This window comes from Nocardiopsis sp. TSRI0078, from assembly GCF_001905145.1.
GTDB lineage: Bacteria > Actinomycetota > Actinomycetes > Streptosporangiales > Streptosporangiaceae > Nocardiopsis.
This window is the reverse complement of sequence record NZ_LWLB01000012.1, coordinates 464,843-483,041: the sequence shown is the minus strand read 5'-3', so window position 1 is coordinate 483,041 and position 18,199 is coordinate 464,843. Positions and strand designations below refer to the sequence as shown.

Here is an 18,199-nt window from a genome sequence, read left to right as displayed (position 1 = left end):
AAGTACCGCGCTCCAACGAACCGGTGATCAGCGTGCCCCGGCGTCGTCCCCCCGCCGAGATCAGGACCTGGTCCGCCCTCACCACGGCGGTCGTCCTCACCGTCCTGATGGCCTTCGCCCTGCCCGGCGCCACCTCGGTCGCCGAGAGCGTCCCGCCCGGACCGGATCCGGCCCTGGTCCGCGCCCTGCTCTCCGAGGACGCCCTCCCCCTGGTGCCCTTCGCACCCCGCACCGGTCCCGCCACCGGCGGGCGGGGCCTCACCCCGGACCAGCGCCAGGAGCTCACCGACCGGATCGAGGCGCTCGCCGAGGAGCATGACGCCGACTTCGGCGTCGCCGTGCAGGACCTGCGCACCGGCACCACCTTCAGCCACGACGCGCACCGGCGGTTCCCCACGGCGAGCGTGGTCAAGCTGACCATCCTGACCATGCTGCTCCTGCGCGCGGAGGAGGAGGGGCGCGACCTCACCGGGACCGAGCGGGCCCAGGCCGCCATGATGATCCGCTACAGCGACAACGAGGTCACCAACGGCCTGTACTCGCGGATCGGCTTCACCGACGGCTTCGTGCACGGCGCCGAGACCCTGGGCTTCACCGGCACCGACCCCGATCCCCGGGGAGTGTGGGGCGCCACCAGGACCACCGCCGCCGACCAGGTGCGGCTGCTGCGGGCGCTCTACTGCGACGGGGGCCCGCTGTCGGAGGAGGACCGCGCCTACGCGCGCGGGCTGATGGAGTCCGTCGCCGCCGAGCAGGCCTGGGGCGTCTCGGCCGGCGCCGACCCCGAGGACACCGTGGGCCTCAAGAACGGCTGGACCCCCCGGGAGAGCAACGCGGGCCTGTGGAACGTCAACAGCGTCGGCTACGTGGCCGGATCCGGACACGAGTACCTGATCGCGGTCCTCACCGACGGCAGCAGCGACTACGCCGCCGGCGTCTCCCTGGTGGAGGAGCTGGCTTCCACGGTCACCGAAGCCCTGGAGGCGCCGCGGCCCGCCGAGGAGTCCGGCCGCTGACCTTCCCGGAACACGGAGAGCCCCGCCCGGCGGGAGCCGGACGGGGCACGGCGGGGCGGGGCGACGCTAGTCCAGCGGGCCGCCGGCGACGTAGATGACCTGGCCGGACACGAAGCCGGAGTCCTCACCGGTGAGGAAGGCGACCGTGTTGGCGATGTCCTCGGGAACACCCACCCGGCGCACCGGGATCTCGGCCTCCTTGAAGGCCTTCATCTCCTCGTACTTGACGCCGATGCGCTCGGCGGTCGCCTGGGTCATGGCGGTCTCGATGAACCCGGGCGCGACGGCGTTGCAGGTCACGCCGAACTTGCCCAGCTCGATGGCGAGGGTCTTGGTGAACCCCTGGAGCCCGGCCTTGGCCGCGGAGTAGTTGGCCTGGCCGCGGTTGCCCAGCGCCGAGGAGCTGGACAGGTTGACGATCCGGCCCCAGCCGTTCTTGGTCATGTGGGCCTGGGCGGCCTTGCTCATGAGGAACGTGCCCCGCAGGTGCACGTTCATCACGGTGTCCCAGTCCTCCACGGACATCTTGAACAGCAGGTTGTCGCGCAGGACGCCGGCGTTGTTCACCAGGATCGCGGGCGGACCGAGGCGCTCGGCGACGGTGTCGACCGCGGCGGTCACCTGGTCGGGGTCGGACACGTCGCAGCCCACGGCCAGGGCCGTGCCGCCCGCGGCGGTGATGCGGTCCACGACCTCCTGGGCGTCGGACTCCCTCAGGTCCAGCACGGCGACGGCCCGACCCTCGCGCGCCAGGCGCTCAGCCGTGGCGGCACCGATCCCACGGGCCGCACCGGTCACGATGGCCACACGGGGCGTTGGGGACATGGTGTTACCTCCAGAATTAACGTGGTGGGCGCGAGGGAATCCTATCTGCATGCCAACCGGTCGGTAGGTGGCCGGGGGGTGTTCGGAGAAGCGGTCCGACGGCGGGATTGTCCCGTATCCACCGCGCTTTACGGACCGGCCGAAGTTGGTCTCCCTGTTTGCCTGCACATCGTCGGGGCTTGGCCTACGATTGCCTGCAAGACCAAGATGCACGTGCATTCGAGCCGTGCAGCGGCACGCGCCGGACCCGTACGCGGACACCGCGTATCCTCGAAAGCGTGCCACTGCCGCTCACGCCGCGGTGCGTCAGGGAGGAGTGGAAGGCATGGAGTGTGCGGAGGCGGTGGCGGAACCGACCGGTGGTTGGTGGCTCAAGGTCCTGACGCACGGTTCCCGCCGCTGGAACACCCCCGTCTGCGGAGACAGGCACGACGCCGTCACGTGGAGCTTCGAACCCCGGCCCCACGCGGTGGGCGCCGCACGTGAGATTTCCGAGGCCCTTCTCCACGAATGGGAGATGCGGTACTTGTCCAGCGATGTCGCGGTGGTCGTTTCCGAATTGGTCACCAATGCGGTCAGGCACGGCGGCCCTCTGCCCTTGACCAGGCGCGGCGAAGGAGGTATTCAGCTGTCGCTGATGCGCAGCGGCGGTGAATTCATCTGCGCGGTCCGCGACGGCGGAGATCAGCTCCCCCAGCGAAGGGCGGCCGATCTCGACCGGGAGGGCGGCCGGGGGCTTGCCCTGGTGAGTGCTTTCGCGCAAGAGTGGGGTGTGATTCCCACACCGCCCGGCGGCAAGTTCGTTTGGGCGCAATTCGTGTGAGTCGGCCGAAGGATCTCCCGGCAGGGCGGCCGGCCGACTCTCCCAGGCGCGGCCGCGGACCCTTCCCGGAGCCTTTGGAGGATCGTTCGACCAGGGCCCTGGGACGTGCGGGCGCTGGGGCTCTATCGTGTACATGTAGTGTCTTGACCGCATGGCAAAGGTGTCCCGACGGCCCGGATACCCTTGTTCGAGGAATGACGGAGAGGCGGCGAACGTGGATATCGCTCGGTTGCGCCAGGGGAGCGGCCCCACCGTGCGCCGCATGCTGATCGGACACGAGCTGCGCCAACTCCGCGAGGCTCGTGGTATCAGCCGTGAGGACGCCGGGAACAAGATTCGGGCGTCGGCGTCCAAGATCAGCCGTATGGAACTCGGCAGGGTCGGTTTCAAGCTGCGCGATATCGAGGACCTCCTCAAGATGTACGGGGTCACCGACCGCAAGAGGATCAAGGAAATCCTCGAAGTCGCGCGTGAATCCAACAAGCCCGGATGGTGGAAGGAGTACGGGGAGTCACTACACAAGTGGTTCATCCGTTATGTCGGCTTTGAGGAGGCCGCCGACCACATCCGTATCTACGAGTCCCAGTTCGTCCCCGGTCTGCTGCAGACCGAGGAGTACGCGCGGGCCGATCATCTCCGGCGGCGTGGAGACCGACCAGGTCACCGAGCAGCGCGTGGAGGCCAGACTCAAGAGACAGCGGCGTCTGCGCACGGACAAGAACATGCGCATGTGGGTCATCCTCGACGAGGCCGCGGTGCGCCGGCCGATCGGCGGCCCCGAGGAGGGGCGCGAGATCATGCGCGGTCAGCTGGAGTGGCTCATCCAGCTCAGCGAGGAGTACGACAACATCACCCTCCAGATCGTCCCCTTCGCGGTGGGCGCGCACGCCGCCGAGGCCGGTTCGTTCACGCTCCTGCGCTACTCGGAGTTCGAACTGGCGGACATGGTCTACCTGGAGCAGCTCACCGACGCCGAGATCATCGACCGCCGCCCCGTGGTGGAGGCCTACACCAAGGCCATGACCCGGCTGAGCGTCGCGGCGGCCACGCCCGACGAGACACTGGACATGCTCAAGGGGATGCTGGAGGACCTGGACAAGGAGTGAGGGCACGCGCTCCGCGTCCGGGAGGGGCCCGGGACGAGGAGCCGCAGATCGAGACAGGCTCGCCGAGGCGGGCCTTTCTGGTTTTCCGGCGCGGCCCTTCCGGCACCGGCCGCCTCGGGGGTCCGCCACCCGGCGCCCACCGTGGGGTCCCCGGCGGGGACCCCACGCGCTCCGCCTCCGGCCGACCCGGACGAGGGCGTGGCAACCGGGTCGGCGTGCGGAGGAGGGATCACCGCATGGCGACAACCCCTCCCTCTTTCCGAGGGCACCGACGTGCCTGGGGAGGACCTCCCTAGCTGAGGAGGTTGTCGAAGTCCCCGTCCTTGGCACCCAGGATCATGCAGTCGATCTCCTCCTGGGTGTAGACCAGGGCCGGCCCCGACGGGAAACGGGAGTTGCGTACGGCGATGGAACCGTCGTTGAGGCGGGCCATCTCGACGCATGCTCCCTGGGAATTGCTGCGCTTGGCCTTCTGCCAGGCGGCGCCGGTGAGGTCGGTCGCGGGGATGCCGTTGCGTGCGGTCATGCTGCTCCTTCGTTCCTTGAGGGGAGTGTCCGTGCTTATGCACCGCCAGATGCACGTGCATTGGCACTGACATATTCACAAGCATAGCGTGACCCCCGCCACTTGTCCGAGGGTTTGGCGGTATGTAAGCGCGATGTAACCCAAGGGTGGATGGGGTGCGTCCGGGTACTGCGTGCCACGGACCGGTGGCGGCCCGGCCGGGGCCCGACCGGGGCTCGCCGACGGAAGAACGAGAGCCCCGCCGGGCGCACGGCGGGTGCCGCGGGCCCGGCGGGGCTCGGGGAGGACGGGGTCGGTCAGGAGCAGGCCAGCGCGGCGGTCAGCGCGTCCAGGTTGCCGCGCATGATCGAGGGGTAGTCGTCGCCGGGGGAGTCCTCGGTGACGCCCTCCAGGGGATCGAGCACATCCACCCGCGCGCCCGTCTCGGAGGCGATGGTCTCCGCGGTCGCCGCGGGCATCAGCGGCTCGGTGAAGACGGTGCTGATGTCGTGTTCGCGGACGATGTCGGTGATCTCGGCGATCTGCGAGGGCGAGGGCTCGGTGTCGGGGTCCACCCCGCTGACTCCGATCTGCTCCAGGCCGTAGTCCTCGGTGAGGTAGGTGAAGGCGGTGTGCCCGACGACGACCTCGTCGTGCTCGCAGGAGGACAGCCCCTCCTCGTACTCCTGGCCGATCGCCTCCAGTTCGGCGGTCACGTCCGCCACGCCCTGCGCGTAGTCGTCGGCGCCCTCGGGGTGGGCCTCGGCCATGCGGTCGCCGAGCGCCTGGGCGGTCTGCGCCATCAGGTCCACGTCCAGCCAGAAGTGGGGGTCGTACTCGCCGTGGTCGTGGCCCTCCTCGGCGTGCGCCTCCTCCTCGGAGTGCTCGTGGCCCCCCTCTCCGACGGGGTGCAGCTCCACGACGTCGGCGACGTCGAGCGCGCTCCCGGAGGCCTCCTGCCCGACCGCCTCGTCCACGGCGGGCTGGAGGCCGCTCACGTGGAGGGCGATGTCGGCCTCGCTGACCTCGGCTACCTGGCGGCCGGTGAGCTCCAGGTCGTGGGGCTCGGTACCTGGTTCGGTGAGCTGGACGACCGCCACCCGCTCACCGCCGATCTCCCGGGCCAGCCACTCCAGGGGGTAGACCCCGGTGACCACGGTGAGGTCGGCCTCGGCCGGGGAGACACCCGAGTCGTCCGCCCCCTCGCCGCCGCTTCCGCAGGCGGTGATCGTCATGAGTGTCGCGGCGCCGAGGGCGGCGGCCCGCAGGGTTGTCCCAGTTCGCATGGGTCAATTCTCAGGAAAATGAAAACGGTTGTCAATTTGTCCGTTTGGCGGGGGTCGAGGGACCCGGGGCCGCGCCGGCTCAGGTGGACTCGGAGAAGCGCTCCACGTCGTCGGTCCTGCCCGCCACCACGATCACGTCCCCCTTGTTCAGCACCGTCTCCTGGGTGGCGTAGGTGAACTCCTCATTCAACCGCTTCACCGAGACCACGGTGATCCCGTACTGCTGGCGGACCCCCGTCTCCCGCAGGGTCTTGCCGATCAGCGCCCGGGGGGCCTTGGTCTTGCCGAGGGAGAAGCCCTCCTCCAGCTCCACGTAGTCGAGCATCCGGCCCGACAGCAGGTGCGCCACGCGCTCGCCCATGTCGTGCTCGGGCAGCACCACGTGGTGGGCGCCCACCTGCTCCAGGATCCGCCCGTGCCGACGGCTCGTCGCCTTCGCCCAGATGTTGGACACCCCCATGTCCACCAGTTGGGAGGTGGCCAGGATGCTCTCCTCCAGGTGGGTGCCTATGGCCACCACCGCCCGGTTGAACTGGGACGCGCCCACCTGGTGCAGCGCCTCCTCGTCGGTGGCGTCGGCGATCACCGTGTGCGTGAGGGCGTCGGCGTAGGTCTGCACCATGCGCGGGCTGGAGTCGACCCCCAGCACCTCCCATCCCCGGCTGACCAGTTCCAGCGCCAGCGAACTGCCGAACCGGCCCAGGCCGATGACCAGGACGCGCCTGTCGGTGGGTCTCCTGTGCTGCTGCACGGGTCTCTCCTTCTGTGCCGGGGGCCTCAGCCGATGATCGGCCGCGCCTTGGCGAGATCGTAGCGACGGAGGCGGTCGCGGAACGCGAGCGCCGTCACGAAAGTGATGGGACCGATCCGCCCGGCCACCATGAGCACGGCCAGCAGGCACTGCACCCAGGGGGCCAGGTCCGCGGTGATACCGGTGGACAGGCCGACCACGCCGACGGCGGACACCACCTCGAACATCACGGGCAGCGTGTCGTAGGGGGTGGTGCGCACCAGCAGGATGGTGGTGAACGCCGCGACCGTCGCGGACAGGAACACCAGGCTCAGCGACTGCCGGATGACCTCGGGCGAGAGCTGGCGGTCGAACACGTGCACCTTGTCCTGGGCGCGGACCTCGGCCAGCACCACCAGGAAGATCACCGCGAGGGTGGCGACCTTGATGCCCCCGGCCGTTCCGGCGCTGCCGTTGCCGACGAACATGAGCATGATGGTCATCAGCAGCGTGGCGTCCTCCATCTGGCCGGTGTCGACGACGTTGAGGCCGCCGCTGCGGGGCATCACACCGTGGAAGAAGCCGTCGGTGAGCCGGGCCCACCAGTCCAGCCGACCCAGGGTCGCGGGGTTGTTCCACTCCATCACGATCACCAGCAGCGCCCCGACCGCGAAGAGGATCATGGTGGTGGTGACGGTGAGCTTGGTGTGCAGGCTCCACAGGCGGGGCGTGCGCAGTGCCCGCCGCAGTTCCATCAGGACCGGGAAGCCGATACCGCCGAGGACGACCGCGACGGCCAGGGGAACCAGGATGAGCGCGTCGCCGGAGAAGCGGGTCATGCTGTCGTCGTAGAGCGACAGGCCCGCGTTGTTGAAGGCCGAGACCGAGTGGAAGAAGCCCGAGTAGACGGCCGTTCCGAAGGGCATGTCGTAGCCCAGCCACATCCTCGGGGTGATCAGCAGGAACGTGCACACCTGGAGCACGGCGAAGATCACCGCCACCCGGCTGACCACGCCGCGCACGTCCCCCACCCACAGGCTCCGGGTCTCCGCCTGCACGTTGAGCTGCATGCGCAGCCCGAACCGGTGGATCATCGCGCTGCCCAGCAGGGAGGCCACGGTCATGATCCCCATCCCGCCGGCCTGCATGAGGACCAGGATGATCGCGTGGCCGAAGGCGTTGAGGTCGCCGCCGATGCTGATCACGCTCAGCCCGCACACCGCCAGCGACGTCGTCGCGGTGAAGAAGGCCTCGACGAACGTCAGCCCCTCGCCGTCGGGCGTGGCCAGCGGGGTCATCAGCAGGCCCGTGCCCACCAGGTCCACGGCCACGAACACCATGAGGAAGACCCGTGCGGGCTTGCGCCAGCCGCGGGGCTCACGGGTCGAGCCCGAGTCCAGGCGCATCCGGCGCTTCAGCAGGGACGCTCTCCGGGGGAGGAACGACGACCTGCGGACCGGCCTGAGAAGGGAGCGCATGCCTGTTCTGGGCGGTTTCGAGCTCATTGCCGGCCAGGGGTCGGGAAGGGTGCCACGGTTCCTCCTTTTGCATGGCCGCGAGGAATTGTGCCAGAACGCTTCGATCGTGGCACGTCGACGGCCCGCCAGCATCGTAAACCCCGGTGGGAGGTGGTAAGGGTGGCCGGAGGGGCCGCCCCGGCCGGGGGCGGCGGGTCAGGCGTGGCAGGGACCCTCGTGGTCGGCGTGGCCGGGCGGCTCCAGCTGCAGGGTGGAGTGCTCGACGTCGAAGTGGCCCGTCAGGCACGCGTGGAGCTCGTCCAGCATCCGGCCGCTGTCGCCGAGGTACTCCTCGGCGACCACCACGTGCGCCGACATCACGGGCACCCCGGAGGTGATGGTCCAGGCGTGCAGGTCGTGGACGTCGAGCACGGCGTGGTGTCCGAGCAGGTGGTCGCGCACCTCGCCCAGGTCCATGTCCCTGGGCGTGGCCTCCAACAGGATGTGCACGGCCTCGCGCAGCAGGGCCCAGGCGCGGGGCACGATGATCACGGCGATACCCAGCGACACGAGGGTGTCCACCCGCGTCCACCCGGTCGCCCAGACCACGGCTCCGCCCGCGATGACGCCGATCGAGGCCAGGGCGTCGCCCATGACCTCCAGGTAGGCGCCCTTGACGTTGAGGCTCGACCGGGCGCCCGAGCGCAGGACGAACAGCGCGCCGACGTTCATGGCCAGGCCGAACGCGGCGACGACGACCATGCCGGGGCCGGACACCTCGGCGGGCCTCTGGAGCCGCTCGACCGCCTCCACCACGATGAACCCGCACAGGACGAACAGCACCAGCGCGTTGACGGCGGCGGCGAGGATCTCCGCGCGCTGGTAGCCGAAGGTGCGCCTGTTGGTGGCGGGCCGCGCGGCGATCCACACGGCGGCCAGGGCCAGGGCCACTCCGAGGGAGTCGGTGACGGTGTGCCCGGCGTCGGCGAGCAGGGCCAGGCTGCCGCTGAACGCGGCGCCGGCCACCTGGACCACGGCGACGGCGAGCATCATCCCGAGGACCACCGCCAGCCGTCTGCTGTTGGCCGCCCCCGCGGTGACCGCGTGCCCGTGCCCGTGTCCCACACCCATCGGTGCCCCCTGACCTGCCGTCCGGTCCGCGGGCGCCGCGGATGGCGGCGCCCATGGTTCAGCCATCACTGTTTATACAGCTTGGAATGTCTATACAGCAAGCTGTGTACAATGGTTTTCATGTTGACCTCCGAGCAGCGCCTGTCCGCCATCCACCGACTCGGCCGCGCACTGGCCGACCCCACCCGGTGCCGCCTCCTGCTGGCGCTCCTCGACGGTCCCCACTACCCCGCCGGCCTCGCCGAGCAACTGGGCCTCACCCGTCAGAACGTCTCCAACCACCTCGCCTGCCTGCGTGACTGCGGCCTGGTGCGCACCTCCGCCCGGGGCAGGCAGGTCAGCTACGAGCTCGTGGACCCGTCCCTGACCCACGCCCTGGAGGACCTTCTGCGCGTGGTGTGGGGCACCGCCCAGCCGCACGAGCCCGTGGACCGGCCGGACGAGCCCGCGGAGGGCGTCGGATCGCCTTGTCCGGCGGACCGGAAATCTCTGCTGTGACATCTGTTGCCGCCGTGATCACCCATGGCGCAGGGGAGTGCGCACTTCGTCGCCTCGCGCCGCCTCCGGGCTCCGACTTCCGGACGGGTGCTCCGACTTTGGTCGGGGAGGTCCCTGACGGAAGGCTGACGCGCCCCTGAGAGTTCCCCGAATCATGCCGGGGCGGCCCAACTCCAGATATAACGCGACGTATGGTGAGTGGAGCGCCCGACGGATGCGCGAAGCACGGCCACCACGGCCGACGCGGGTGTCCCGCACCCCGCGGACGAACACCGGCATCCCCACCACCACACGTTCCAGGAAGCAGTTCCGGCGACCGTCGGCAGAACCGGCGGACGACGTGTGTGCTCGGACGGGCGCCGACAAGCGCTGGACGACCCGCACGCCACGGCACGCCCCCGTGGTCGCAGTGAACTAGGAGCGAGAACCTCTCATGTCCAGATCGGCCGCAAGGGCCCGCGCCGCGGGCCTCCCCCAGCCGGGGACCGCCGTCACAGGAGCGGAAGGGGCGAACACGTGAGCCGCCTCTCGGTCATGTCGCTCGGCAACCGGGCGCTGGTCCTGCTCATCACCCTGGCGGTCCTCTCGTTCGGAGCCATCGCCGCCGTGACGGCCAAGCGCGAGCTCTTCCCCGAGGTCTCGCTTCCGATGGTGATGGTCATGGGCAACTACGCCGGCGCCACCCCCCAGGTGGTGGAGGGCCAGGTCACCGAACCCCTGGAGCAGGCGCTCCAGGGCGTGGAGGGCGTCGACACCGTCACCTCCACCTCCAGCACCGGCTCCGCCCAGATCATGGCGGAGTTCGACTACGGCCGCGACCAGGACGCCCTGGTCCGCGAGGCTCAGGTCGCCGTCGACCAGATCTCGGGCATGCTCCCCGAGGGCGTCGACACCTCCGTCATGTCCATGAGCTCGGACATGATGCCCGCCATGCTCCTGGCCGTCAGCTCCGAGGAGGGCGACGAGCAGGCCATGGCCTCCACCGTCGAGAACGTCCTCGTCCCGGAGCTGGAGTCCGTCGACGGCGTGCGTTCGGCCAACCTCTCCGGAGTGCCCGAGCAGAGCGTCGAGATCGTCCCGGACGAGGACGAGCTCGCCTCCGCCGGGATCACCTCCGAGGACATCGTGCAGGCCCTGGAGGGCAGCGGCACGCTCATGGCCGGAGGCTCCATCGACGAGGACGGTCGGACCCTGAGCGTCACCACCGGTGAACGGCTCACCTCCCTGGAGGAGGTCGAGGACCTGTGGGTCCGGCCCTCCCAGGGCGTCGACGCGTCCGCCGCGGTGCCCGGAGCGCCTCCGGCCGCCCCGCCCGAGCCCGTGCGGATCTCCGAGGTCGCCGACGTCGAGCTCGTCACCGACGAGTCCAGCACCATCACCCGCCTGGACGGCGACCCCAGCATCGCCCTGATGGTCATGGCCACCCCCGACGGCAACACCGTCGACATCTCCGAGGGCGTCCAGTCCGTCCTGGAGGAGCAGGCCGACCTGCTCGGTTCCGACACCGACGTCGCCGTGGTCTTCGACCAGGCGCCCTTCATCAACGACTCCATCACGGACATGTTCGAGGCGGGCGCCTACGGCCTGGTCGCCTCGGTCATCGTGATCCTCGTCTTCCTGCTGTCCATCCGCTCCACGCTGGTCGTCGCCGTCTCCATCCCGGTGTCGATCCTCATCGCCTTCGTGGGCATGCAGATCTTCGGGTTCACCCTGAACATGCTGACCCTGGCGGCCATCACGATCTCGATCGGCCGCGTGGTGGACGACTCCATCGTGGTGCTGGAGAACGTCCGGCGGCACATGGACTACGGCAAGGAACGCATGAGTGCGGTCAGGGACGGTGTGCGCGAGGTCGCCGTCGCCGTGGCCTCGTCCTCCTTCGCCACCATCGCCGTCTTCCTGCCGCTGGCCTTCGTCGGCGGTATGGTCGGCGAGATCTTCATGCCGTTCGCCGTCACCAGTGCGCTCGCCCTGGGCGGTTCGCTGCTGGTCGCGCTGACCATCACCCCGGTGCTGTGCTACTGGTTCATGCGCCCGAAGGACGTCGGCGACTCCACGCAGGAGGACATCGAACGCGAGCAGAACGAGCGCGAGCGGCACTCCCCGCTGCAGCGCGCCTACCTGCCGGTCATCCGCTGGATCACCACCAAGCGCAGGACCGCCACGGTGGTGACGCTCGCCGCGACCGTCGCCGTCTTCGGCGGGACGATCGCCATGGCCCTCAACTCCGAGACCGACTGGATGGGCGAGGCCGAGCAGAACACCTACACGGTCGTGCAGGAGCTGGAGCCCGGCACCTCCCTGGAGGCCGCCGACGCCGAGGCCGCCAAGGTCGAGGAGCTCCTGGGCGGGATGGCCTGGATCGAGACCTACCAGACCAACATCGGCGGCAACCCGATGATGGGCGGCGGATCCGACCAGATCGACTACACCATCACCGCCGACCCGGAGACCGACCAGCTGCGCAACCGCGACGTGCTGCGCGAGGAGTTCGCCGACCTGGACACCGAGTACGATCCGCGCCTGGACTCCAGCGGGGGCATGGGCGGCTCCGACATCGAGGTGCGGGTCACCGCCGAGGACCAGGACACCCTGGCCGAGGCCGCGCGGATGGTCGAGGAGGAGCTGAGGGGCATCGACGGCGCCGACGACGTGGCCAGCGGCATCACCGAGTCGCAGGCCTCGCTGGAGGTGCGCGTGGACGGCGAGGAGGCCGCCGAGCACGGTATGAGCGAGGCCATGGTCGGCCAGGCGGTCTCGGCCGCCTTCAACGGCCGCGACGCGGGCACCGCCACCATCGACGACATCCGCCGCGACGTGGTCATCCGCGTGGAGGAGGCTCCGCAGACGGTCGCCGAGCTGGAGGAACTGCCGCTGGTGACCCCCGGCGGGCAGACCCTCGACCTGGCCGACGTGGCCGAGGTCGAGGAGGTGCGCCGGCCGCCGGAGCTCACCCGCATCGACGGGATCACCAGCACCACGGTGTCGGCCACCGCGACCGCCTCCGACCTGGGCGGTGTCAGCGCCCGGATCAGCGAGTCCCTGGACACGATGGACCTGCCCGAGGGCGCCGCCGCCAGCCTGGGCGGGGTGAGCCAGGACCAGGCCGAGGGCTTCGCCCAGATCGGCCTGGCGATGCTCGTCGCGATCGTCATCTGCTACCTGATCATGGTGGCGACGTTCAAGAGCCTGGTCCAGCCGCTCATGCTGCTGATCTCGATCCCGTTCGCCGCGACCGGCTCGCTGGGCCTGCTCATGCTGACGGGCACCCCGGTCGGCTCCGCGGCCCTGATCGGCATGCTGATGCTGATCGGCATCGTGATCACCAACGCCATCGTGCTGATGGACCTGATCAACCAGAACCAGAACAGGGGCATGCCGCTCGGCGAGGCGATCGTGGAGGGCGCCCGGCACCGCCTGCGGCCCATCCTCATGACGGCCGCGGGCACCATCGCCGCCCTCGTTCCGATGGCCACCGGCCTGGCGGGCGGCGGGGCCTTCGTCTCCGGCCCGGTCGCGATCGTGGTGATCGGCGGCCTGGTGACCTCCACCCTGCTCACGCTGATCCTGGTCCCGGTCCTCTACCAGCTGGTGGAGTGGGTCAGGCAGCGCCGCGCGGCCCGCAGGCACGCTCGCGACGAGCGCCGCCGCGAGCGCCGGGCGCGGGGGAGGGGCGCCGCCGGAGAGGGCGGCCCCGGCACCGAGCGCGTCAAGCAGCCGGTCGGCTGACGCCGGCGGTCCACCGACGGCGAGGGGGCGTCCCGCGTAGCGCGCGGGGCGCCCCCTTCGTGGGCAGGGGCGGCCGTGCCGCCGGGATCCGGGCTGGGCTTTCCGTGGGGGCGGCAGAGCTTTACTCAGCCGATATAAGCCGAACAAGAGTTCGATATGTGAATTATGCGACAGATATGTTTTATCGCCGATTCGGGCGGTATGGGGGTAGTGCTGGCATGTGACACGCCAGGCGGGAGGGTGCGGCCGTTGCGCCACACGGGCCTTCGGGGGAGGGGTCCGGGTGCGGCGGCCGCGGATTTTTTTACCGCGTCCGTGCAGGTCAGAGTAGGTAAGCGGGGCAGATAGTTGTCGCGCGACAACAAAATTTTGCTCTGCGGCTTTTGAAGCCGTTTCTGAGGGAACGTACTCTGCGGACCACGGTCGTCACCGCCGAACCGGAGGGTTACCGACAACCGCCGAGAGCGGGGCGCGCCGCTGGGACCTGCTGTTCAAGCAGTAACACCAGGAACACATCAGGACAGAGCACCGGGGGGTTTTCTCTTGTCCGCTACCGCTTCCAACGTGTCCCAGAACACAACAACGGAGTACATGCCCACGATCCCCAGGCCGCGTAGGGCGTCCGAGGACGTCTCCGCCGAGGAACTCCTGTCCGAACTCCGGAACCTGAGTGAGGGGGACCCTCGGGCGAGCAGGCTGCGTGAGCGTGTCGTGATCCTCTACCAGCCCTTGATCAACAAGATCGCACGCCGCTACGGGGGGCGCGGCGAACCGCTGGAGGACCTGAAGCAGACCGCCATGGTCGGGCTCGTCAAGGCCGTGCACGGCTACGACCCCGACCGCGGGAAGCCGTTCATCTCCTACCTGCTGCCCACGGTCACCGGGGAGATCAAGCGCCACTTCCGCGACCACACGTGGGCGATCCGGGTTCCCCGGCGGCACCAGGAGAACAGGGTCAAGCTGCGACGCATCACCGGAGAGTTCCAGCAGAACCACGCACGCACTCCCACCATCGCCGAACTCGCCGAGGAGATGGGGATCTCCGAGGCCGAGGTCAGCGAGCTGGCCCAGGTCTCGGAGTCCTACCGCTCCCTGTCGCTGGACGCGCCGGACTCCTCCGACTCCGAGGGCCAGGAGGGCGCCCGTCTGGAGGACCACCTGGGCAGCGAGGACAAGGCCCTGGAGCGGGTGGTCGAGCGCGAGTCGATCAAGCCCGCCCTGGCGCGCCTGCCCGAGCGGGAGCGCAAGATCCTCATGCTGAGGTTCTTCGGCGACCACACCCAGTCCGAGATCGCCGACCGCCTGGGCTACTCCCAGATGCACGTGTCCCGGCTCCTGGCCGGGATCCTGGAGCAGCTGCGCGAGGAAGTGGGGACGGACGACTCCTCCCGTCGCTAGAGCCTTCGAAACCCGTGCCGGGGGACGCCGTGGGAGCCGTCCCCCGGTACGGGGAGGGGTCCGCCGCCGCGACGGCCGCGCTGATACCTCTCCGTTACCGGAGAGTCGATTTGTGCTATCCGCGCACTCCAGGCAGGCTTCGGGACATGGACGAAACGAACAAGAGCCTTGACGACCTGGTCCGCGACGAGCTGGGCGAGGAACCGTCACAGGAGGCCAAGGACTACGCGCGCGAACTCTACGAGCGCTACCGGCTGCACACGCCGGTCGACGACGGTGACGGCGCGACCCCCTCGGCCGCCGCCGAGGAGTGAGGGGAACGCCCATCCCGGACGCGGCGGCGTACCGGAGCGGTCCCGGGTGCAGGCCCGGAGCCGGTCAGTCCGGGTCCGCGGCCACCGGGTCGCCGTCGCAGTCCCACACCAACTCGAACCAGACCCTGCGGCCCATCCCGTCGCCGCGCGGCTCGGTTCCCCACTTGCTGGAGAGGGCCTCGACCAGATCCAGGCCGCGGCCGTGCTCGTCGGTGTCGTAGGGGCCCCGGTGCTGGGGCTGCGGCGCCTCCTCCACGTTGCCCAGGTCCCGCACCTCCACCCGCGCCCATCCGGGCGCCAGGTGGACGCACACCTCGAACTTGCCGGTGGCCATGCCCGACGCGCTGTGCGTGATGGCGTTCGTGGCCAGCTCGCTGGTCAGCAGTGTCGCCGTGGTCAGCTCCGGCGACGCGGCCAGCTGGCGGGCGACGAACCTCCTCGCGTAGGCGATCTGGCTCGGCAGGCCCGGGAACCGCCGCCGCGCCTGCTCGGAGGCGGTGTCTTTGCTGTGAGGTCGCTCTTCCATGGGATTCGCCGGACGTTGGAGCGGACTGGACGAGGGGGCCGGGTTCCGGAGCGCGTCCGGCGGCGGGGGTCCGTCCCCGGGGGTGGGGTCGTGCGCATGACACGTGATGGGGCGACTGCGGGATGCTGCGGTCTCACACATTGGGTTCACTCCCCGAGGACGTGTGTTCGCGGCGGGCATGGCAACGAGGGCGCCGGGCCCTCGGCAAGGCGTCCGTGCCCGTGTGAGCGGGTCACGGCGCGCGGCGGCCACACAGGTCGGAGCCCCCGGGAACAGGGAGGGAGGCGGCCCGTACCGCGAGGTGCGCGGTCCGAGAGCGGCGACAGGGGGATGGGGAGAAGCCGCGGGGCTTCACCCTGGATGGCGGTGGGACCTGGGAGCGGGCCGAAGCGGTCGGTCATGTCTGGTGGTGGATGTGCCCTACGACACTGAAGGGCGTATTGGCGCTTAGCATACGCTCCGTGCCTCCCCGGGAACCCAGTCGACCTGGCTTGGCCAGGATAACCCTCTCTGAACTGGGTAAAGAGGGCCCCCGGTCTGGTTATGCGGTCGGTCAGGGACGCATAACGCCCGTGTTCGGGAACTGGTGGGGCCTGTGAGGTTGAATAACGATTAGGTAAACTCACTGGGGATTTCGTACCTCCCGCGGCCTTGCGCCGCCCTGCGGCAGGCGACAGGGTGTGGGCATGGTCTCCCGCTCGCCCCTGTCTCCCGGCCCCGGCATCGAGATCGACCGCGCGGTGCGCCTCGCCGACGAGGGGCACGTCCTCCTGGGCGGATGCCCGCCACGGGCCGTGCGCCTCTCCCCGGAACAGGTCAGCACCCTGATCCGCTGGCTGAGCGGGTCCGTGCCCGGGGGAGCGGACGAGGGCCTGCTCGCCCGCGGCCTGGTCCGGGCCGGACTCGCCCACCCGCGGCCCCTGTCCCCGGGCCCCGCCGACACCGTCGATGTGGCCGTCGTCGGGCAGGCGGGCCCCACCGCGCTGGGCGCCACCCTGGACCACCTCGCCCGGCACCACCCGAACCTGCGGCCCGTGGTGGTCGGCGCCACCGGCCCCGACGCCCGGGCGGCCCGCGACCGCGGAGCCCGGGTGGTTCCGGGGCCGGCGGGGGGAGCCGGAGCCCGCGCGGCGGCGCTGCGCCTGTGCTCGGCCGACCTGGTCGCCCTGGTCGAGGCGGGCACGCGTCCAGCCGCCGGGTGGCTGGACACCGCTCTGGGCCACTTCCGCGATCCCCTCGTCGCGGCCGTGGTGCCCCGCGTCCTGGCCGACCGCTCCCACTGCCTGGGCCACATGCGGATGACCGTGGCCGCGGTCGCCGAGAGCCGGGCGGGCGCGGACCGCGGTGCCGATCCCGCGCCCGTCCTGCCCTGGGGACACGGGACGCCGGAACAGGGCCGACCGGGGCCGGCCAACGAGCACACCGACCCCCTGCGGCCGGTGCCCGCCCTGGTGCTGCGCCGCGCCGCCTCCGACCTCGATCCCGGTCTGGGCGCCGCCGCCGAGCTCGACCTGCTGTGGCGTCTGGCCGGTGGCGGCTGGTCGGTGCGCTACGAACCCCGTTCCCGGATGTGGGCTCCACCGACCACCGGCCTGGGCGGCTACCTGCGTGCCTGCTTCACCTCGGGCGCGGTCGCCGGTCCGCTGGCCCGGCGCCACGGCCGTCGTGCGGTCGGTCCCGAACTCTCCCTTGCCGGCGCGGTCGGACTCGCCCTGGCGGCCTCGGGCCGTCCCGGAGCTGCCCTGCTGGCCGGTGCGCTGGGCGGTGCGTCGGTGGTGGGAGAGCTCAGGGCCGGTGCGCGGACCCCGCTGCCGGAGGCGGTACGGCTGGCCGGTCTGGACCTGGCGCACACCGTGCGGACGGGGGCGCACGCGGCCCGCACGGCGTGGTGGCCGCTGGCCGCCGCGGCGGCGGTGGGCGGCGCGGCCGTCCGGTCCCGGGGGACGCGCTCGGGCCGCTCGGGCCGGTCGCCGGTCCGCGCGGGCCGGATCGCGGCGGTCGCGGGCGCGGCCCTGGTCCTGCCGCACGTGGCCTCCTGGCACCGGGGCAGGGGAGCGGCCCTGACCGGTCCCGTGACCTGGACCGTCCTGGGGATGGCGGGCGACGCCGCCCGCTCCCTGGGCGCCTGGTGGGGGGTGGCGGGTTCGGGGTCCCCGGCGCCGCTGGTTCCCCGGATCAGGCCGACGGCGGTGGCCGGCCCGGTCCCGGTCGTGCGGGGGAGGGACCGGCCCGCGCGGGCGTGGGGGCGCCCTACGGGCGAGGCGAGGCCGCAGGGGGTCGTGAGCGCCTCCTAGGGCATGTTCCGCGGACACATGCTCCGCTGCGCGACGAGCGGCGTCCACGGAACAACGGGCGTACCGGGCGGAACCGTCGCCGCCGTGGCGAGGAGGGGCCCGCACGGGGCGGATTCACCGCACCGGCCCATCGATACCCGCCCGAAGAATGATTTCGTGGCCGGTAAATGGGGTTTCGTGTGAAAAGTTCCGCGTCAGTACGGGACCGCTTCCGGCTGGCGGCGTCCGTGAGGTCTCATGCCCTGACATGAGGGATATAAGGCTTTTTCTGTGCGCGGGCCTCCTTCGGTCAGGTCATGCCGCCTGCGGTCGTCGCGTGCTCCGGCGCCGTTGCCATGTGTACAAATCTTGACAAATCGGCTGATGTTCGATGGTTGAATGTGTGCCATTGTTTTTTCTTGGCGGACTGGTTACCGTCTAGTGTCCAATGCTCCCTCGGAATCTCGGTATTGCCGGTCAACGATCATGAAACGGGCACAATGGTGTTGTGGTACCACCGGGAATCACCCCCGCCGGTGGCCGCTGGGTCGCGAAGCCGACTTCGCCGACCACCGTCGGCAG

At 70.5% G+C, this 18,199-nt stretch carries 14 protein-coding genes and 1 pseudogene; 8 read left to right on the top strand and 7 right to left on the bottom strand.

From position 1 onward, the window contains the following. Window positions 1–23 precede the first annotated feature (23 nt). Complete coding sequence (locus tag A6A08_RS12375) at window positions 24–1,016, top strand: serine hydrolase (protein WP_378698050.1); 993 nt, start codon at window positions 24–26, stop codon at window positions 1,014–1,016. A 66-nt stretch (window positions 1,017–1,082) separates the two neighbouring features. Here the strand turns inward: A6A08_RS12375 and fabG are convergent, their stop codons facing one another. Beyond that, the gene (fabG, locus tag A6A08_RS12370; protein WP_073702692.1) at window positions 1,083–1,841 is read right to left on the bottom strand and encodes a 3-oxoacyl-ACP reductase FabG; all 759 of its coding nucleotides are present in this window, start codon (window positions 1,839–1,841) and stop codon (window positions 1,083–1,085) included. A 325-nt stretch (window positions 1,842–2,166) separates the two neighbouring features. On the opposite strand from fabG, the gene A6A08_RS12365 reads away from it, so the two are divergent. Beyond that, complete coding sequence (locus A6A08_RS12365; RefSeq protein WP_073702691.1) at window positions 2,167–2,664, top strand: ATP-binding protein; 498 nt, start codon at window positions 2,167–2,169, stop codon at window positions 2,662–2,664. 151 nt (window positions 2,665–2,815) lie between these two features. Then, window positions 2,816–3,770 (top strand): annotated as a pseudogene (locus A6A08_RS12360) (helix-turn-helix domain-containing protein). 292 nt (window positions 3,771–4,062) lie between these two features. On the opposite strand, the gene A6A08_RS12355 reads toward A6A08_RS12360, so the two are convergent. From A6A08_RS12355 to A6A08_RS12335, 5 genes are all read right to left on the bottom strand, one after another. Next, entirely contained in the window at window positions 4,063–4,296 is a 234-nt protein-coding gene (locus A6A08_RS12355) for a DUF397 domain-containing protein (protein ID WP_073702690.1), read from the bottom strand. A gap of 296 nt (window positions 4,297–4,592) precedes the next feature. Next, window positions 4,593–5,561 carry a metal ABC transporter substrate-binding protein gene (locus A6A08_RS12350; RefSeq protein WP_073702689.1) on the bottom strand — a complete coding sequence of 323 codons (969 nt, stop codon included), beginning with the start codon at window positions 5,559–5,561 and terminating at the stop codon, window positions 4,593–4,595. Window positions 5,562–5,640: 79 nt separating this feature from the next. Continuing rightward, window positions 5,641–6,312: a TrkA family potassium uptake protein gene (locus tag A6A08_RS12345; RefSeq protein ID WP_073702688.1), complete on the bottom strand. Its 672-nt coding sequence runs from the start codon at window positions 6,310–6,312 to the stop codon at window positions 5,641–5,643. Window positions 6,313–6,338: 26 nt separating this feature from the next. Further along, entirely contained in the window at window positions 6,339–7,769 is a 1,431-nt protein-coding gene (locus tag A6A08_RS12340; protein ID WP_394328477.1) for a TrkH family potassium uptake protein, read from the bottom strand. A gap of 195 nt (window positions 7,770–7,964) precedes the next feature. Beyond that, window positions 7,965–8,879, bottom strand: coding sequence for a cation diffusion facilitator family transporter (locus A6A08_RS12335; RefSeq protein ID WP_073702686.1), 915 nt, complete (start codon window positions 8,877–8,879; stop codon window positions 7,965–7,967). Between the two features lie 120 nt (window positions 8,880–8,999). Here A6A08_RS12335 and A6A08_RS12330 point away from each other — a divergent pair, with 120 nt between their 5' ends. The 4 genes from A6A08_RS12330 to A6A08_RS28200 all read left to right on the top strand — a co-directional run bounded on the left by A6A08_RS12330 (window position 9,000) and on the right by A6A08_RS28200 (window position 14,818). Beyond that, complete coding sequence (locus A6A08_RS12330; RefSeq protein WP_242422435.1) at window positions 9,000–9,377, top strand: helix-turn-helix transcriptional regulator; 378 nt, start codon at window positions 9,000–9,002, stop codon at window positions 9,375–9,377. A 516-nt stretch (window positions 9,378–9,893) separates the two neighbouring features. Then, window positions 9,894–13,106: an efflux RND transporter permease subunit gene (locus A6A08_RS12325; protein ID WP_073702684.1), complete on the top strand. Its 3,213-nt coding sequence runs from the start codon at window positions 9,894–9,896 to the stop codon at window positions 13,104–13,106. Window positions 13,107–13,697: 591 nt separating this feature from the next. Continuing rightward, window positions 13,698–14,504, top strand: a complete 807-nt coding sequence (locus tag A6A08_RS12320; RefSeq protein WP_073702683.1) for a SigB/SigF/SigG family RNA polymerase sigma factor — start codon at window positions 13,698–13,700, stop codon at window positions 14,502–14,504. A 146-nt stretch (window positions 14,505–14,650) separates the two neighbouring features. Beyond that, entirely contained in the window at window positions 14,651–14,818 is a 168-nt protein-coding gene (locus A6A08_RS28200; RefSeq protein WP_199866908.1) for a hypothetical protein, read from the top strand. 64 nt (window positions 14,819–14,882) lie between these two features. Here the strand turns inward: A6A08_RS28200 and A6A08_RS12315 are convergent, their stop codons facing one another. After that, window positions 14,883–15,344: an ATP-binding protein gene (locus tag A6A08_RS12315; protein ID WP_073702682.1), complete on the bottom strand. Its 462-nt coding sequence runs from the start codon at window positions 15,342–15,344 to the stop codon at window positions 14,883–14,885. Between the two features lie 686 nt (window positions 15,345–16,030). Here A6A08_RS12315 and A6A08_RS12310 point away from each other — a divergent pair. Beyond that, window positions 16,031–17,638 carry a family 2 glycosyl transferase gene (locus A6A08_RS12310; RefSeq protein WP_073702818.1) on the top strand — a complete coding sequence of 536 codons (1,608 nt, stop codon included), beginning with the start codon at window positions 16,031–16,033 and terminating at the stop codon, window positions 17,636–17,638. Window positions 17,639–18,199: the final 561 nt, after the last annotated feature.